Source organism: Paramuribaculum intestinale (genome assembly GCF_030759015.1).
Taxonomy (GTDB): Bacteria; Bacteroidota; Bacteroidia; order Bacteroidales; family Muribaculaceae; genus Paramuribaculum; species Paramuribaculum intestinale.
Genome location: NZ_CP098825.1, coordinates 2,426,513 through 2,444,839 on the forward strand (window position 1 = coordinate 2,426,513; position 18,327 = coordinate 2,444,839).

The 18,327-nt window shown below is 56.5% G+C and carries 13 protein-coding genes and 5 tRNA genes; 2 read left to right on the plus strand and 16 right to left on the minus strand.

Going from position 1 to position 18,327, the window contains the following annotated elements:
• Positions 1-58: 58 nt before the first annotated feature.
• From rpoC to NF347_RS10960, 14 genes are all read right to left on the minus strand, one after another.
• Entirely contained in the window at positions 59-4,363 is a 4,305-nt protein-coding gene (rpoC, locus tag NF347_RS10895; RefSeq protein WP_107681343.1) for a DNA-directed RNA polymerase subunit beta', read from the minus strand.
• 37 nt (positions 4,364-4,400) lie between these two features.
• The gene (rpoB, locus tag NF347_RS10900) at positions 4,401-8,213 is read right to left on the minus strand and encodes a DNA-directed RNA polymerase subunit beta (RefSeq protein WP_107681342.1); all 3,813 of its coding nucleotides are present in this window, start codon (positions 8,211-8,213) and stop codon (positions 4,401-4,403) included.
• A 222-nt stretch (positions 8,214-8,435) separates the two neighbouring features.
• Positions 8,436-8,810: a 50S ribosomal protein L7/L12 gene (rplL, locus tag NF347_RS10905; protein WP_107035021.1), complete on the minus strand. Its 375-nt coding sequence runs from the start codon at positions 8,808-8,810 to the stop codon at positions 8,436-8,438.
• Between the two features lie 48 nt (positions 8,811-8,858).
• On the minus strand, positions 8,859-9,383 hold the full coding sequence (gene rplJ / locus NF347_RS10910; RefSeq protein ID WP_107035020.1) for a 50S ribosomal protein L10: 525 nt from the start codon (positions 9,381-9,383) through the stop codon (positions 8,859-8,861).
• Between the two features lie 21 nt (positions 9,384-9,404).
• Entirely contained in the window at positions 9,405-10,100 is a 696-nt protein-coding gene (gene rplA / locus NF347_RS10915; protein WP_107035019.1) for a 50S ribosomal protein L1, read from the minus strand.
• A gap of 19 nt (positions 10,101-10,119) precedes the next feature.
• On the minus strand, positions 10,120-10,563 hold the full coding sequence (gene rplK / locus NF347_RS10920) for a 50S ribosomal protein L11 (protein ID WP_107035018.1): 444 nt from the start codon (positions 10,561-10,563) through the stop codon (positions 10,120-10,122).
• A gap of 102 nt (positions 10,564-10,665) precedes the next feature.
• Entirely contained in the window at positions 10,666-11,250 is a 585-nt protein-coding gene (nusG, locus tag NF347_RS10925; RefSeq protein ID WP_107035017.1) for a transcription termination/antitermination protein NusG, read from the minus strand.
• Between the two features lie 23 nt (positions 11,251-11,273).
• Entirely contained in the window at positions 11,274-11,474 is a 201-nt protein-coding gene (gene secE, locus NF347_RS10930) for a preprotein translocase subunit SecE (RefSeq protein ID WP_107035016.1), read from the minus strand.
• A gap of 11 nt (positions 11,475-11,485) precedes the next feature.
• Positions 11,486-11,561: transfer RNA gene (locus tag NF347_RS10935), tRNA-Trp, on the minus strand.
• Positions 11,562-11,655: 94 nt separating this feature from the next.
• Entirely contained in the window at positions 11,656-12,840 is a 1,185-nt protein-coding gene (tuf, locus tag NF347_RS10940) for an elongation factor Tu (protein ID WP_107035015.1), read from the minus strand.
• A 94-nt stretch (positions 12,841-12,934) separates the two neighbouring features.
• Positions 12,935-13,009 (minus strand) — tRNA-Thr (locus tag NF347_RS10945).
• Between the two features lie 10 nt (positions 13,010-13,019).
• Positions 13,020-13,095: transfer RNA gene (locus NF347_RS10950), tRNA-Gly, on the minus strand.
• A gap of 61 nt (positions 13,096-13,156) precedes the next feature.
• Positions 13,157-13,239 (minus strand) — tRNA-Tyr (locus NF347_RS10955).
• Positions 13,240-13,337: 98 nt separating this feature from the next.
• Positions 13,338-13,411 (minus strand) — tRNA-Thr (locus NF347_RS10960).
• A gap of 258 nt (positions 13,412-13,669) precedes the next feature.
• On the opposite strand from NF347_RS10960, the gene NF347_RS10965 reads away from it, so the two are divergent.
• Together NF347_RS10965 and NF347_RS10970 are read left to right on the plus strand one after the other, a co-directional pair.
• The gene (locus NF347_RS10965) at positions 13,670-15,433 is read left to right on the plus strand and encodes an aminopeptidase P family protein (RefSeq protein ID WP_107035014.1); all 1,764 of its coding nucleotides are present in this window, start codon (positions 13,670-13,672) and stop codon (positions 15,431-15,433) included.
• 53 nt (positions 15,434-15,486) lie between these two features.
• Positions 15,487-16,029 (plus strand): gamma carbonic anhydrase family protein, encoded by a 543-nt coding sequence (locus tag NF347_RS10970; RefSeq protein WP_107035013.1) that lies wholly within the window; start codon positions 15,487-15,489, stop codon positions 16,027-16,029.
• A gap of 13 nt (positions 16,030-16,042) precedes the next feature.
• Here NF347_RS10970 and NF347_RS10975 read toward each other — a convergent pair whose 3' ends face one another.
• Together NF347_RS10975 and NF347_RS10980 are read right to left on the minus strand one after the other, a co-directional pair.
• Complete coding sequence (locus tag NF347_RS10975) at positions 16,043-17,716, minus strand: nucleoside kinase (protein WP_107035012.1); 1,674 nt, start codon at positions 17,714-17,716, stop codon at positions 16,043-16,045.
• A gap of 71 nt (positions 17,717-17,787) precedes the next feature.
• Complete coding sequence (locus tag NF347_RS10980) at positions 17,788-18,312, minus strand: hypothetical protein (protein WP_107035011.1); 525 nt, start codon at positions 18,310-18,312, stop codon at positions 17,788-17,790.
• Positions 18,313-18,327: the final 15 nt, after the last annotated feature.

Genomic DNA, 18,327 nt, shown 5'->3' on the forward strand with positions numbered 1-18,327 from the left:
GAGGGGCGCTGCCGGAGCGGGTCCGGCGAAGGATCCGCTCCGGCACACCACAGGCGATTTATTTCATCTCATCGATGGTTTCGGTGATATCGTCCTTCGATGCCACCACAAGGCGTTCATACTCCTTGAGGCCGGTACCGGCAGGAATCAGATGACCGCAGATGACGTTCTCCTTCATGCCCTCGAGAGTGTCGACCTTGCCGTTGATGGCGGCCTCGTTGAGCACCTTCGTGGTTTCCTGGAACGATGCGGCCGATATGAAACTCGAAGTCTGGAGAGCGGCGCGGGTGATACCCTGAAGTATCTGCTCCGAAGTGGCCGGAACGGCGTCGCGCACCACGATGAGCTTGAGGTCCTTCTGCTTCAGCGGCGAGTTTTCGTCGCGGAGCTTGCGGGCGGTGATGATCTGACCTTTGCGCACATTGAGGCTGTCGCCCGGATCCACCACTACCTTCTTGCCCCAGATACGGTCGTTCTCCTCCATGAAGGCGCGCTTGTCGACGATCTGCTGCTCCAGGAAGTTGGTGTCGCCCGGATCGAGTATGTTGACCTTGCGCATCATCTGGCGCACGATCACCTCGAAGTGCTTGTCGTTGATCTTCACACCCTGCATACGGTAGACGTCCTGCACCTCGTTGACGATATACTCCTGCACGGCCGTCGGGCCCATGATATTGAGGATATCCGAGGGGGTGATAGCGCCGTCGGAGAGCGGAGTGCCGGCCTTCACGAAGTCGTTCTCCTGCACGAGGAGCTGCTTCGACAGAGGCACATTGTATTTCTTCTCCTCGCCCAGACGCGATGTGACGATGATCTCGCGGTTGCCTCGCTTCATCTTGCCGTAGGTCACCTCGCCGTCGATCTCGGACACGATGGCCGGGTTGGACGGGTTGCGGGCCTCGAACAGCTCGGTGACACGGGGCAGACCGCCCGTGATGTCGCCGGCATTGCCGGTGGCGCGGGGTATCTTGACGAATATCTGGCCGGGCTTAAGCTCTGCGCCGTCGTCGAGCATAAGATGAGCGCCCACAGGCAGCGAGTAGCTCTTGATGATCTCGCCCTTGGCGTCGACGATCTTGGCCTCGGCCACCTTGGTGCGGTCCTTCGACTCGATGATGATCTTCTCCTGCAGACCGGTCTGCTCGTCGCTCTCGGTGCGGTAGGTCACATTCTCGATAAGGTTGTCGTAGCGTACCGCACCGCCGGCCTCGCTGACGATAACGGCGTTGAAGGGGTCCCATTCGCATATCACGTCGCCCTTCTTCACCTTGTCGCCGTTGCCGAAATAAAGCTTCGAACCGTAAGGTATGTTGGCATTGGTGAGCATCATCTTCGTGTTCGGATCCATGATGCGCATCTCGGCCATACGTCCGATCACCACTTCCACCGGCCGGCCGTTGGCATCCTTCTCGTCGGTGGTGACGGTGCGCAGCTCATCAATCTCAAGCACGCCCTCGTAGCGCGAGGTCACCGACGACACGGCAGCGATATTGCTGGCCACACCGCCGACGTGGAACGTACGCAGAGTCAGCTGTGTGCCCGGCTCGCCGATCGACTGTGCGGCGATAACGCCCACGGCCTCGCCCTTCTGCACCAGGCGGTTGGTAGCGAGATTGCGGCCGTAGCACTTGGCGCAGACACCCTTCTTCGACTCACAGGTGAGCACCGAGCGGATCTCAACCGACTCGATCGGCGACTCGTTGATACGGTCGGCGGCAACGTCGTTGATCTCCTCGCCGGCGGCAACGATGATCTCGCCGGTCTTCGGATCCACGATGTCATGGACCGAAACACGGCCGAGGATGCGCTCGCCGAGCGACACCACCACTTCATCGTTTTTCTTGATCTCGGTGCATACGAGGCCGCGGAGAGTGCCGCAGTCCTCCTCGTGGATGATCACGTCGTGAGCCACATCAACCAGACGACGGGTCAGATAACCGGCGTCGGCGGTCTTCAGAGCCGTGTCGGCCAGACCCTTTCGGGCACCGTGGGTGGAGATGAAGTACTCCAGCACCGACAGACCCTCCTTGAAGTTGGCCAGAATCGGGTTCTCGATGATCTGACCGCCCTCGGCACCGCTCTTCTGCGGCTTGGCCATAAGGCCACGCATGCCTGAAAGCTGACGGATCTGGTCCTTCGATCCACGGGCGCCGGAGTCAAGCATCATGTAGACGGGGTTGAAGCCCTGCTGGTCGGCCGAGATCTGCTTCATCAGAGTGTCGGCGAGGCGGGCGTTGACATGCGTCCATATATCGATGATCTGGTTGTAGCGCTCATTGTTGGTGATGAAGCCCATGGAGTAGTTGTTCATCACCTCCTGCACCTGCTGGTAACCCTCGTTGACGTACTCCTCCTTCTCCTTCGGGATGATAACATCACCGAGGTTGAACGACAGGCCGCCTCTGAAGGCCATATAGTAACCGAGGTTTTTGATATCGTCGAGGAACTGCGCCGAACGCGGAATACCGCACTTCTTGATCACCTTGCTGATGATAGTGCGCAGGCTCTTCTTCGAAAGTATCTCGTTGACATAACCGATCTCGCGGGGCACAAACTGGTTGACAAGCACGCGGCCCACCGAAGTGTTCTCCACAAGATGCTGTATCGGATTGCCCTCCTCGTCGATGTCGTCCACCACTACCGAAACCGGAGCGTGGAGCGTCACACGACCCTCGTTGTAGGCTATCTGAGCCTCCTCAGGTCCGTAGAATTTCAGACCCTCGCCCTTGTCGCCCTTGCGGAGCTTGGTGATGTAATACAGACCGAGCACCATGTCCTGCGACGGCACGGTGATAGGCGCTCCGTTGGCGGGGTTGAGGATGTTGTGTGAGCCGAGCATCAGCATCTGAGCCTCAAGAACGGCCTCGTTGCCCAGCGGGAGATGGACAGCCATCTGGTCGCCGTCGAAGTCGGCGTTGAACGCCGTACATGCCAGCGGATGAAGCTGTATGGCCTTGCCCTCGATCATCTTGGGCTGGAAAGCCTGGATACCGAGTCGGTGAAGTGTCGGGGCACGGTTGAGAAGCACCGGATGACCCTTCATCACATATTCGAGGATATCCCATACGACCGGCTCCTTGCGGTCGACGATCTTCTTGGCGCTCTTGACAGTCTTTACGATGCCGCGCTCTATGAGCTTGCGGATCACGAAAGGCTTGTAAAGCTCGGCTGCCATATTCTTGGGTATGCCGCACTCGTGCATCTTCAGCTCAGGACCGACGACGATCACCGAACGGGCCGAATAGTCGACACGCTTACCCAGAAGGTTCTGACGGAAGCGGCCCTGCTTGCCCTTAAGGCTGTCGGAAAGCGACTTGAGCGGACGGTTGGCATCGGTCTTGACGGCCGACGACTTGCGGCTGTTGTCGAGCAGAGAATCGACTGCCTCCTGAAGCATGCGCTTCTCGTTGCGGAGTATCACCTCGGGCGCCTTGATCTCGATCAGGCGCTTCAGACGGTTGTTGCGGATGATCACGCGGCGATAGAGGTCGTTGAGATCCGACGTGGCGAAACGGCCGCCGTCGAGAGGCACCAGCGGACGCAGCTCGGGCGGGATCACAGGCACGGCCTGAAGTATCATCCACTCGGGCTTGTTGCGGTGGCGGCTGGCACGGAACGATTCAACGATCTGGAGGCGCTTGAGAGCCTCGGTCTTGCGCTGCTGCGAACCCTCGCGGTGAGCCTGGTCGCGGAGCGAGTCGGCCAGCGCGTCGAGGTCGATGCGCTGCAGCAGATCATAGATGGCCTCGGCGCCCATCCTTGCGATGAACTTGTTGGGATCGCTGTCGTCGAGCATCTGGTTCTCGCGCGGGAGCTTGTCGAGGATGTCGAAATACTCCTCCTCGCTCAGCAGATCGAGCTGCTTTAGGGGCTCGGGCTTCTTGATGCTCTCGGCGCTCTCGCTCTTCTCGATGTCGGCGGCAGCTCCGGGCTGGATCACCACGTAGCGCTCGTAATAGATCACCGAGTCGAGTTTCTTCGAGGGCAGACCAAGCAGATAGCCTATCTTGTTGGGCAGAGAGCGGAAATACCAGATGTGAGCCACCGGCACCACCAGCTTGATGTGACCCATGCGCTCGCGGCGCACTTTCTTCTCGGTCACTTCCACACCGCAGCGGTCGCACACGATGCCCTTGTAACGGATGCGCTTGTACTTGCCGCAATGGCACTCATAGTCCTTCACCGGACCGAAAATGCGCTCGCAGAAGAGGCCGTCGCGCTCGGGCTTGTAGGTGCGGTAGTTGATGGTCTCCGGTTTCAGCACCTCGCCGCTCGATTTCTCGAGTATCTCCTCGGGCGAAGCGAGTCCGATGGATATCTTCGAGAAAACGGTCTTTATCTTGTTGTCTTTTCTAAAAGCCATTATATTGATTTTGGATGAGAGTCGTTGGGATTAATGCTTACTGCTCGAGATTGATGCTCAGTCCGAGGCCGCGCAGCTCGTGGAGCAGCACGTTGAGCGATTCGGGGATGCCGGCCGGCGGCATAGGATCGCCCTTGACTATCGCCTCGTAGGCCTTCGAACGGCCGGTGACATCGTCGCTCTTTATAGTCAGTATCTCCTGAAGGATGTGCGATGCGCCGAAAGCTTCCAGCGCCCACACCTCCATCTCTCCGAAACGCTGGCCGCCGAACTGGGCCTTACCGCCCAGAGGCTGCTGCGTGATCAGCGAGTACGGACCGATGCTGCGCGCATGCATCTTGTCCTCGACCATGTGGCCGAGCTTGAGCATGTAGATCACACCCACGGTGGCCGGCTGGTCGAAACGCTCGCCAGTGCCGCCGTCGTAGAGGTAGCTCTTACCGTAGCGCGGCACGCCTGCCTTGTCGGTCCAGGCGTTGAGGTCGTCGAGATCGGCGCCGTCGAAGATCGGAGTGGCAAACTTCTCGCCCAGCTCGCGGCCTGCCCATCCGAGCACGGTCTCGAAGATCTGTCCGAGGTTCATTCGCGAAGGCACACCCAGAGGGTTGAGCACTATGTCGACCGGAGTGCCGTCGGCCAGGAAGGGCATATCCTCCTGACGCACGATGCGGCTGACGATACCCTTGTTGCCGTGGCGGCCGGCCATCTTGTCGCCGACGCTGATCTTACGCTTCTTGGCCACATACACCTTGGCCATCTGCATGATGCCCGAAGGTAGCTCGTCGCCGATCGAGATGTCGAATTTCTTGCGGCGCAACTCAGCGTCGATCTCCTTCGACTTGCGCAGATAGTTGACGATCGTAGAGCGGATCAGGTCGTTGCTGTGGGCATCGGCTGTCCATTTGCTCAGATTGATCGTATCGTAGTCTATGTCGCGCAGACGGGCAGCTGTGAACTTGTCGCCCTTCGTTATGATTTCAGAGCCGAGGAAATCCTTCACACCCTGCGAGGACTTGCCGTCGGTAAGCTTCATGAGCTTGCTCACAAGCAGATTCTTCAGCTCGGTCTGCTTGCTCTCATACTCTTCGTCGAGTTTGGGCAGCTGGGCGTTGGCGCTCTTGGTGCGACGCTGCTTGGCGGCACGGCTGAACAGGTTGGTGCCGATCACCACACCCTTCAGCGACGGAGTGGCCTTCAGCGAAGCATCCTTCACATCGCCGGCCTTCTCACCGAATATGGCGCGGAGCAGCTTCTCCTCGGGAGTGGGATCGCTCTCGCCCTTGGGTGTGATCTTACCGATCATGATGTCGCCCGGGCCGACATGCGCGCCCACGCGGATGATACCGCGCTCGTCGAGATCCTTCGTGGCATCCTCGCTGACATTGGGAATATCCGAGGTCAGTTCCTCCACACCGCGCTTTGTCTCGCGCACTTCGAGCGAGAACTCGTCGACATGGATCGAAGTCAGTAAATCCTCCTTTACCACGCGCTCGTTGAGCACGATGGCGTCCTCATAGTTATAACCCTTCCAGGGCATGAATGCCACCTTGAGGTTGCGTCCCAGAGCGAGCTCGCCGTTTTCGGTCGAATAACCCTCGGTGAGGATCATGCCCTTGCTCACACGCTGACCCTTCTCGCAGATCGGACGAAGGTCGATGGTGGTATTCTGGTTGGTCTTGCGGAACTTCGGTATATGGTACTCCTTGACGGCGCTTTCGAATGCCACGTACTCCTCCTCCTCGGTGCGGTCGTAGCGGATACGGATCACAGTGGCGTCGACAAACTCTATCGTACCCTCGCCCTCGGCCATGATCTGCGTGCGCGAGTCGCGGATCAGCTGACCCTCCAGGCCGGTGCCCACGATCGGGCTCTCGCTGCGCAGCAGCGGCACGGCCTGACGCATCATGTTCGATCCCATCAGCGCACGGTTGGCGTCGTCATGCTCCAGGAAGGGGATAAGAGCGGCAGCGATAGAAGCGATCTGTGTGGGCGACACGTCCATCAGTTCCACCTCGGTCGGAGGCACGATGGGGAAGTCGGCGTCAAGACGCGCCTTCACACGGTCGCGCACAAAAGTGCCGTCGTCGTTAAGCGGCGCATTGCCCTGCGCTATCACCTTGCCCTCCTCCACTTCGGCCGTCAGATAGACGATCTCGTCGTTGTTGAGCTCCACCTTAGAGTTCTCCACCTTGCGGTAAGGAGTCTCGATAAAGCCCAGATCATTGATCTTTGCATAGATGCAGAGCGAGGAGATCAGACCGATGTTGGGTCCTTCAGGAGTCTCGATCGGACACAGACGGCCATAATGGGTATAGTGAACGTCGCGCACCTCGAAGCCGGCGCGCTCACGCGACAGACCGCCGGGACCGAGAGCCGACATACGGCGCTTGTGAGTCATTTCGGCCAGAGGATTGGTCTGGTCCATGAACTGCGACAGAGCGTTCGTGCCGAAGAAAGTGTTGATCACCGACGAGATAGTCTTGGCGTTGATCAGATCGATCGGCGTGAACACCTCGTTGTCACGCACGTTCATGCGCTCGCGGATCGTGCGGGCCATACGGGCCAGACCCACGCCGAACTGATTGTAGAGCTGCTCGCCGACCGTACGCACGCGGCGGTTCGACAGATGGTCGATATCATCCACGTCGGCCTTTGAGTTGATCAGCTCGATGAGATATTTTATGATGGCTATGATATCCTCCTTCGTGAGCACTTTCACGTCCATAGGAGTCGTCAGCCCTAATTTCTTGTTGATGCGGTAGCGGCCCACCTCACCCAGATCATAGCGCTTCTCCGAGAAGAAAAGGTTGGTGATCACCTCGCGTGCGCTGGCGTCGTCAGGTGCCTCGGCGCTGCGGAGCTGCCGGTAGATATACTGGATGGCCTCGCGCTCGGAGTTGGTGGGATCCTTCTGCAGGGTGTTGAGTATGATCGAATACTCGTTGGTGTTGGCATCCTCGCGGTGGAGCAGAATGCTCTTGATGCCCGACTCGAGGATATGCTCTATGTTTTCGTCAGAAAGCGTTTCCTCACGGTCCACGACCACCTCGTTGCGCTCCATCGTCATCACCTCACCGGTGTCGGGATCGGAGAAATCCTCCACCCACGAACGGAGCACACGGGCTGCGAGGCGACGTCCCTTGGCTGCCTGCAGGGCGCTCTTGGTCACCTTCACCTCCTCGGCCAGACCGAATATGTCGATGATGTCCTTATCGCTCTCCAGACCGATGGCACGCAGAAGCGTAGTCACCGGCAATTTCTTCTTGCGGTCGATATAGGCATACATCACATTGTTGATGTCAGTCGCAAACTCGATCCACGAACCGCGGAACGGGATGATACGGCCGCTGTAGAGCTTCGTACCATTGGCATGAGTGCTCTGGCCGAAGAATACGCCCGGCGAACGATGGAGCTGCGACACCACCACGCGCTCGGCACCGTTGATCACAAAAGTGCCCTTTTCCGTCATATACGGGATCGGACCCAGATACACATCCTGGATCACCGTATCGAAATCCTCGTGATCGGGGTCTGTACAATAAAGCTTCAGCTTGGCCTTCAGAGGCACGCTGTAGGTCAGACCACGCTCCAGACACTCCTCAATCGTATAGCGGGGAGGGTCGATATAGTAGTCGAGAAATTCGAGCACGAAGTTATTGCGGGTGTCCGCGATCGGGAAGTTTTCCGCGAAGACCTTGTACAGGCCCTCATTGTTGCGCTTCTCGGGAGGAGTGTCAAGCTGCAGGAAGTCCTGGAACGACTTCAGCTGCACCTCCAGAAAGTCAGGATAAGGCAACGGGTTCTTCACCGAAGCGAAGTTTACGCGAGGTTTTTTTGTTGTTACTGACATCTAATAAAATACGTTAACGTAACTCAAATAAGGCAGGATAACTTGTTTCCGACCGACTGCAGCCGGCCATATCATCCGACAACTACACAGCTGTCGGCCAATGTGTTGAATCTTCCATTCGGGCCGTGCACGACCCATACCTGCTGAAATATTAACACAAAAAGGTTAAGTATCCGCCCGACAGGGCGATACTTAACCTGAGTACCTGATTGACAGGCAATTTTATTTAAGTTCCACTTCGGCGCCGGCCTCTTCGAGAGCCTTCTTCAGAGCCTCGGCCTCAGCCTTGGCCAGACCTTCCTTGACAGTGCTGGGAGCGCCGTCTACGAGTTCTTTTGCCTCCTTCAGGCCAAGACCGGTCTCACCTTTCACTACCTTCACGACATTGAGCTTGTTGGCTCCGGCGTTTTTCAGCACTACGTCGAACGAAGTCTTCTCTTCAGCAGCGGGGCCGGCTGCGGCGGGACCAGCGGCTACGGCAACAGCTGCAGCGGCGGGTTCGATACCGTACTCTTCCTTCAGGATCTGAGCAAGTTCGTTTACTTCCTTTACCGAGAGGTTAACAAGTTGTTCTGCAAAAGCTTTTAAATCTGCCATTTTGTTTATGATTTAATTGTTTGTTTTTACTGGATTGGTTGGTTGTGTTTAGTCTTCTTTGTGAGAGAGAGTTTCGAGGATGCCATGGAGCTTCGAGCCACCCGATGTGAGGGCCGAGATGACATTCTTCGCAGGCGACTGCAGCAGAGCCACAACGTCGGCGATGAGCTCGTTCTTGCTCTTGATGGTAGCCAGAGTGTCGAGCTGGTCGGCACCCATATAGACAGTCTCCTCTACGTATGCGCCCTTGAGCTTCGGAAGAACATCGTCCTTCTTGACGAAGTCTTTAAGAAGCTTGGCGGGAGCGTTGGCCACCTCGGTGAACATCAGAGAGGTCGACTCCTTCAGAGCGGGATAAAGCTCGGAGTAGTCACCCTCGAGGTTCTCGAGAGCCTTGTGGAGAAGCTTGTTCTTCACCACCATCAGTTTCACACCCGCCTTGAAGCATGCACGGCGAAGCTCGCTCGTGCGCTCGGCGTTGAGTCCGGCTGTCTCTACCAGATAGAAGCTCGGATAAGCCTTGATCGTCTCCTCTATCTGCTCTATGATCTTGATTTTATCTTCCTTTTTCATTTTCTTTCCTGTTTTGTGAGGTTAGTCGTCGAGACCCTTGGTATCAACCTTGATGCCCGGGCTCATCGTGCTCGAAAGATAAATGCTCTTGATATAGGTGCCTTTGGCGGCAGCGGGCTTCAGCTTGATCAGAGTGTTGATAAACTCCTTGGCGTTGTCTTTCATCTGCTCTGCAGTGAAGCTCATCTTGCCTATAGAGGAATGAACGATACCGTTCTTGTCTACCTTGAAGTCGATCTTGCCCTTCTTTACCTCCTCGACAGCCTTGGCCACATCCATGGTCACAGTGCCGCTCTTGGGGTTGGGCATCAGGCCGCGCGGACCAAGGATGCGTCCCAGAGCACCGATCTTACCCATGATGGCAGGCTGAGTGATGATCACATCAATGTCAGTCCAGCCACCCTTGATCTTCTCGATATACTCGTCAAGACCCACATAGTCGGCTCCGGCTGCCTTGGCACCGGCCTCGGCATCGGCGGAACAGAGCACCAGTACGCGCACCTGCTTGCCGGTTCCGTGAGGAAGCGTGACAACGCCGCGCACCATCTGGTTGGCCTTACGGGGGTCAACACCCAGACGCACGTCGATGTCCAGAGAAGCATCAAACTTGGCGTAGTTCACCTCCTTGACCTTCTCGGCTGCCTCAGCCAGCGAATAAGACTTTCCAGCTTCAATCTTCTCTAAAGCCAACTTTTGGTTTTTTGTAAGTTTACTCATTGTTCAATTGAAGTTTTTATCAGTTATTCCAGGGCTGCTCACCTTTCACGGTGATACCCATACTTCTGGCAGTGCCGGCAACCATCTTCATTGCCGATTCAATGGTGAAACAGTTCAAATCAGGCATCTTGTCTTCTGCGATAGCCTTCACCTGATCCCAGGTCACCTCAGCCACCTTGTTGCGGTTGGGCTGAGCCGAGCCGCTCTTGATCTTGGTGGCTTCCAGCAGCTGTATCGCTACCGGAGGCGTCTTGACAATGAAGTCAAAGCTCTTGTCAGAGTAATACGTGATCACTACTGGCAGAACCTTGCCGGCCTTGTCCTGGGTGCGGGCATTGAATTGCTTGCAAAACTCCATGATGTTTATGCCCTTCGAACCCAGAGCGGGACCGACGGGGGGTGAAGGATTGGCTGCTCCACCCTTTATCTGCAATTTGATCTGTCCAGCAATTTCTTTAGCCATTTTGATTCTGAAATTTTAGATATTGGTGATTTTTGGTTTGCGTGACTTATCACAGACAAACCGGAACACATGCCCGTAACAGCATCTTCCGGCCCGGCAGGATCACACGCGTTCTACTTGCGAATTCTCCAGCTCCAAAGGAGTCTTGCGGCCAAATATCTTGACCATAACCTTCAGCTTCTTTCGCTCGCGGTCCACCTCTTCGATCTCCCCGGTAAAACCGGTGAACGGTCCGAAATTGACCTTTACCGACTCGCCTACGATATAATCGTTAGCGCCGTCGGCCGTCTCGTCCACCATCTGGTCGAGCGTGCCCAGCATACGCGTCACCTCGCTCTGGCGAAGAGGCTCCGGAACGTTCGTTCCGCGATCCTTCACGCTAAGGAAGTCGATCACGTTGGTCGTATTGCGAAGCTCATGGATGACCTCACCCACAAGGATTGCCTCTACAAACACATAGCCGGCATAAAGGTTTTTCTCCTTGATCACCTTTTTGCCGTTGCGCACGGTAAGAACCTTCTCCGTGGGAATCAGCACCTGAAAAACGTATTTGCCAAGGTCGGTGTTGCGTATTGCCGCGTCAAGCACCTCCTTGACTTTCGCTTCTTTGCCCGATATCGCACGAAGCACATACCATGCTCGCACAGGACGCTTCGCAACGTCGGACTTTGACTTCGATTCAGCCATTGACTCCTTGTTAGATGTTGTTTTTACTTACCCAGACTGTAGATGAAATGCATCAGATTATCGACCACCTGATCCATGCACCAGATTATAAAAGCGATTATGATGGAAGCAATCATTACTATAATCGCGCTTTTGATCAGCTGACCTTTGGTCGGCCAAGAAGTCTTATACCGCAACTCGGTATACGACTCCTCGATATCCGTAAGTAGTTTCAGTTTTTTCATTATTTTTCTTTTGGCACAGGACGAGAGGCTCGAACTCCCGACACCCGGTTTTGGAGACCGGTGCTCTACCGACTGAGCTAGTCCTGTATAGGTAAAAGCGGCAGGCGCTCTGCTTCAGCATGGCCTCGTAGACGGCCTGCCGCTTTTATGATTTTTATCTTATCTGGATACAATCCGGATATTAGTCGAGGATCTCGGTGATCTGACCCGAACCTACGGTGCGGCCGCCCTCACGGATGGCGAAACGCAGACCCTGGTCGCAGGCTACCGGGTTGATGAGATCAACGATGATCTCAACGTGGTCGCCGGGCATCACCATCTCTACGCCCTCCGGAAGAGTGATCTCACCGGTCACGTCGAGTGTGCGGATGTAGAACTGCGGACGATAGTGGTTGTGGAACGGAGTGTGACGACCGCCCTCTTCCTTCTTCAGGATATATACAGAAGCTTTGAACTTGCTGTGGGGCTTAACGACACCCGGGTGGCAGATTACCATACCACGCTTGATATCCTTCTTGTCGATACCGCGGAGAAGCAGACCTACGTTGTCGCCGGCCTCGCCCTGATCGAGAAGCTTGCGGAACATCTCCACACCGGTGACTACCGACTTCATGTCAGCGCCCAGACCCATGATCTGAACCTCGTCACCAACCTTCACGATACCGGTTTCGATACGGCCTGTGGCAACAGTACCACGACCGGTGATCGAGAACACGTCCTCGACAGGCATCAGGAAGGGTTTGTCCACGTCACGCGGAGGCAGGGGAATCCAGTTGTCGACAGCTTCCATCAGCTCCATCACCTTGGCCTCCCACTGGGGTTCGCCATTGAGAGCGCCGAGAGCCGAACCACGGATGATGGGGGTGTTGTCACCGTCATATTCATACGAAGAAAGCAGATCGCGCATCTCCATCTCCACGAGTTCGAACATCTCTTCGTCGTCAACCATATCGCACTTGTTCAGGAACACAACGATACGGGGAACGTTCACCTGGCGGGCGAGAAGGATGTGCTCGCGAGTCTGGGGCATCGGGCCGTCGGTAGCGGCAACCACGATGATAGCGCCGTCCATCTGAGCGGCACCGGTAACCATGTTCTTCACATAGTCAGCGTGTCCCGGGCAGTCAACGTGAGCGTAGTGACGGTTGGCTGTCTCATACTCTACGTGCGAAGTGTTGATGGTGATACCGCGCTCCTTCTCCTCGGGAGCGTTGTCGATCTGGTCGAACGACTTCACCTCCGAAAGACCGTTCTTGGCCAGTACAGTGGTGATAGCGGCGGTCAGCGTGGTCTTACCGTGGTCCACGTGGCCGATCGTGCCGATGTTTACATGCGGCTTCGTTCTTTCGAATTTTTCTTTAGCCATAACTCTGCTTTATTTTCTTTGTTAGTTTGTTATCTCTTTTAGCCACAAACGCCGCGACGGTGGATGCACCATCGGGGCAGCGTCTGAGTCTTTCTGGAGCCGATGGCGGGATTTGAACCCGCGACCTCTTCCTTACCAAGGAAGTGCTCTACCCCTGAGCTACATTGGCATTTCAAAAATGGAGCGGAAGACGAGGCTCAAACTCGCGACCCTCAGCTTGGAAGGCTGATGCTCTATCAACTGAGCTACTTCCGCATTCTGCAGCCACCCCGGATCTCGACAGCGCAACCGCTGCTCAAAAACCGGCCGACCGGTGTGGGCGAAGATGGATTCGAACCACCGAAGGTAAAAACCAGCAGATTTACAGTCTGCCCCATTTGGCCACTCTGGTATTCGCCCTTGAATTCAAAACAAACTTTTGCAACCCGTCCGACGTTTTAACACCGGATCACGGAGAACTCCTTCCCCGCCGCGGGCGTCCCGCTGTCTTTCAGAAGAGCCTCTTGTCGGATTCGAACCAACGACCCCGAGATTACAAATCACGTGCTCTGGCCAACTGAGCTAAAGAGGCAAGGATTGAGCTGCTGACGCATTAGCGCATTCGGCTCAAAAGCGATGCAAAATTACAACCCATTTTCCATATCTCCAAACATCCCGGCATTTTTTTTGCAAAAATTTATCCTAAAACAGCATTTTCACCTGATTGTCAGACATATTTCTACCACTTACCAGCTTCATCTGTTGTCTGCCACAGAAATAATCGCTACATTTGCATCTCAACCATGCGCGGGCATGACCGCCCATACTAATCAAAAACAACACTACAGCCATGATCAAGCAACTCCGCGACCTGATGCGATCCAAAGGCATCGACGCAGCAATATTCCCCCAGACCGACCCACACCAGAGCGAATACATAGCCGACCACTGGCAAGTGCGACGATGGCTCTCAGGATTCACCGGATCGGCCGGAGCGCTCGTAGTCACACCGACAGAAGCCTACGTATGGGCCGACTCCCGCTACTGGCTGCAGGCCGCCGCACAGCTCTCCGGCACCGGCATCGCAGTCATGGAAGAAGGCAAGCCCGAAGTGCCCGCCATCACCGAATGGATATGCTCCAGGCTCACCGACGGACAGACCGTCGGAATCCACGGAATGCTCTTCTCCATCGACGCCACCGAGGCGCTCCGCAGCCGGCTCGGTGAGGCCGGAATCAAACTCGACACAGATTTCGACGCGGCCGGCGAGCTTTGGACCGGCCGCCCTGCCCTCCCCGATGCGCCGATCTTCGTCCACGACGTGAAATACGCCGGAGAAGAGCCTTCGTCGAAAATCGCTGCCATACTCGCCGAAACATTCCGCTGCGGAGCCAACGCAATATTCATCTCCGATCTCGCCGAGATAGCATGGACCCTCAACATCCGCTCGCGCGACGTCGAGTCAAACCCCGTGGCGATATCCTTCCTCTACCTCTCCGAAACAGACTCCACGCTGTTTGTCGACCCCCGAAAGCTCACACCTGAAGTCATCGCCCACCTCGACAGTTGCGGAATAGCCACGCAGCCCTACGACCGGACACTGCCGTTCCTCGCCGCCCTCCCCGACACGGCGCGCGTGCTCGTCAGCCCCTCGCAGACCGCCGGCGATGTCGCCTGCGCACTCGGCAAAAACCGCACAGTGCGCCACGACTCGCCTGTCGCCATCCTCAAAGGATGCAAAAACGAAACTCAGATCGAAGGCATCCGCCAGGCCATGCGCCGCGACGGAGCCGCCCTCGTCAAGGCATTCATGCATATCGAGGCCGACGTCGCCGCACAGCGGCCCCTCACCGAGATGGGCATTGCCGACCTGCTCACACATTACCGTTCGCAGCAACCGCTCTATTTCGACCAGAGTTTCGACACCATCGCAGGATACGGCCCCCACGGAGCGATAGTCCACTATTCGGCCACACCAGACACCGACGCCCGCATCCGCACCGACAATCTGCTGCTCATCGACTCAGGAGCCAACTATCTCGACGGCACCACCGACATAACACGCACCGTAGCGCTCGGACAACCCACCGAACGTCAGCGCACCGACTTCACCCTCGTCATGAAAGGACATATCGCACTCGCGGCAGCCGTATATCCCGAAGGAACACGCGGAGCACAGCTCGACGCGCTTGCCCGCCAGTTCCTATGGCAGCACGGACTCTCCTACCTGCATGGCACCGGACACGGCGTCGGACACTTCCTCAACGTCCACGAGGGACCGCAGAGCATACGCCTCAACGAAAATCCCACACCGCTCCGTCCGGGAATGATCACCTCCGACGAGCCGGGACTCTACCGCGAGGGAGAATATGGAATCCGTTGCGAAAACCTCGTGCTGACCGTGCCGGCCAGGACCACCGAGTTCGGCCGCTTCCTGAAATTTGAGACGCTCACACTGTTCCCCTTCGACCGCAAGCTGTTCGACCTCTCTATCATGACACCCCAGGAGATCCAATGGGTCAACGAATACCATGACAAGGTACGACGCGAGCTGTCGCCGCTGCTCTCGCCTGAAGAAAACGCATGGCTGACCGAACGCACAATGCCACTGTGACCCAACGATCCGCACCGCACACCCATGTATAACCCACCAAACATCGACAAAACATGTCTGCAACCATAATCCCTGTCAGGGGATTCACACCCCGCATCGGCGAAGGAACATTCGTCGCACCCAACGCATCGATCATCGGCGACGTCGTCATCGGACGCGACTGCTCGATATGGTTCAACACCGTCATACGCGGCGATGTCAACTCCATTCGCATCGCCGACCGCGTCAACATACAGGACGGCACCGTCCTCCACACACTCTATCAGAAATCCACCATAGAGATCGGCGAAGATGTGTCGATCGGACACAACGTCACTCTTCACGGATGCCACATCCGTCCCTTCGCGCTCATAGGCATGGGAGCCGTGGTGATGGACGACGCCGTGGTCGGCGAAGGGGCGCTCGTAGCCGCCGGATCGGTAGTGCTCTCGCGCACACAGATCGGCCCCAACGAGCTCTGGGGCGGAGCACCCGCCAAATTCATCAAGATGGTCGACCCCGATCAGGCGCGCGAACTCAACATCAAGATAGCTCGCAACTATCTGATGTACTCGCGCTGGTACACCGATCCCGACAACGCCACGGATCCTCAGTGAGCGGACGCGATCCTCAGTAAGTGAACGAAGAGCCGCCTATGAACTCGCGTATCAGCGACGTCGACGGCACATACTCCTTGCCGATCGGAGCAAAATAGCTCAGGAATCTCCTCAGCCGCAAAGCCTCGGCATACTCCGGTATGTCGCGGGGCACTCCGGCAAGCACACCGTCGGCCTCCTCCTTGATCACGCCAAGCTCAAACAGCAGCGACGAATTGAACATCGCGTCGGCATTCTCCTGAAACGGGAATATCCAGCGCTCTTCGCCACGCCTCACGCTCGGCCACCGTCTGATGGTGTCCACCGCCGTAGCACCCCGATATTTGTGATCGCGGATGATCCGCCGCAGCAGACGGTTGTCGGTAGTAGGCACCCAGTTGTGGTCATCGATGGCTATCGTGGTCAGCGCCGACACGTATATGCGGTATCTCATCGACGGATCCACACTCGCCGTGAGTTCGGGGTTCAGACCATGAATACCCTCTATGAGCAATATCGAGCGGTCGCCAAGCTTTATCCTGTTGCCGCGGTACTCACGCATCCCGGTCGAGAAGTTATAATACGGAAGCTCCACCTCTTCGCCGGCAAGCAGACGGTTTAGATCAGCATTGAACTGTTTGATATCCAACGCATAGATCGACTCATAGTCATAGTCGCCCGACTCGTCGCGGGGCGTATGCTCGCGATCCACGAAATAATCGTCGAGCGATATCATCTGCGGCTGCAGCAGACAAGTCATCAGCTGTATGGCCAGACGCTTCGTGAACGTCGTCTTGCCGCTCGAAGAAGGCCCCGCTATCAACACTATCCTGGCTCCCCCCTCGTTGAAGCGTCGCGATATCTCGTCGGCCAGAGTGGCTATGCGGTTGTTATGGAGCGCCTCGCTGACATTGATCAGCATCGCCGTCCGGTCGTTGGCCACAGCTTCGTTAAGTTCGCCGCAGTTGCTGACGCCAACGATGGAGTTGAAGCGCAGGTAATCGGTGAACGCTTTGTACATTTTCTCCTGACTCACCGGACGGCGCGGTTCCGACGGATTGGCCGGATCAGGGCCGAGCAGCAGCAACCCGTCTTTGTAAAGCTGCAGATCAAACACTCCGAGCATACCGGTCGACGGAGCAAGCTGCCCGTAGTACGAATCGCACAGACCGTCCAGACGGTAATACACCGTATACAGGTCATGAAGCGTCTGAAGCAGGCGCACCTTGTCATCCATCCCCTGACGGCGGAAAATCTCTGCGACGTCCGACGTCAGACGCTCCTTACGCTCAAACCTGATGTCGCGCCCCACAAGATCTTTCATATACGACTTCAGACGCTCCACCGTCCGCTCGTCGAGAGTCACATCCCCGCCAGTCACACGGCAGTTATAGCCCCGCGCAAGCGAATGCACTATCTGAAGCCGCGCACCAGGCAGACAGTCGTTGACAGCCTTGTAGAGCATCATGCACAGAGATCTTATGTAAGTGCGGTGTCCCGAATCGCTCTCCACAGGCAGATACTCCACCATCTTGGGAGCATATACCGGGAAACTCAGATCCTCGGTCTTATAGTTGACCCTCGCGCATATCGGCGTGAAGCCCACACGACCCGCTATGCGTCCATACACGTCGAGCAGCGTTTCGCCACCCTCTATATCGACATATTCCTTGATGTTGACACAATATATCTTAAGTCTGTCGCTCATATCTGTTTAAGCCCTCCGCGGCCATTGTCAAAACATGAATTATCCCCGAGACTTGAAAGTCACCTCCTCCATCACAGCGACGAAAGAGCCCTAAGTTCCTCCAGCACCTCCAGACGCGAAAGATGACGCCGGCGTTTGAGCGCGTCGGCAAACTCATGCGCCACGCGGTGCACGCCCTGATGATTGAAAACCCTGAAGAGATACGTATATTCCTTGTCGAATATGCGCCTCACCTCATCCTCCTCGAGCGAACATGCATCACGCCCCTCCTCCACGACAGTGTCCTGAAGTCCCTGACGCACCTCCGGCGCCACAAGTGTACGGTCGAGCACCATGCGGCGGCACATGACATTGCTTATCATCATAGCCACCGAAAGACTGAAATTCTCACGCATCTCCGCCCATGCCGACTTGGCCGAGAGCCCGGGATTTCCTGAAAAATAAAAACTGCTGTGCATCTCCATCATATCGCCCGGATCGGCATCAAGTCCCACGCCGGCCAGTTTGTCCTCGCCGTCAAACACCACTATGCCTATGGCCATGCCGGTGGCGCCGTAGCACTTGTCGTCTTCGTTCGTATAACTCAGTTTTTCCATATCTCTTCGGTTTAT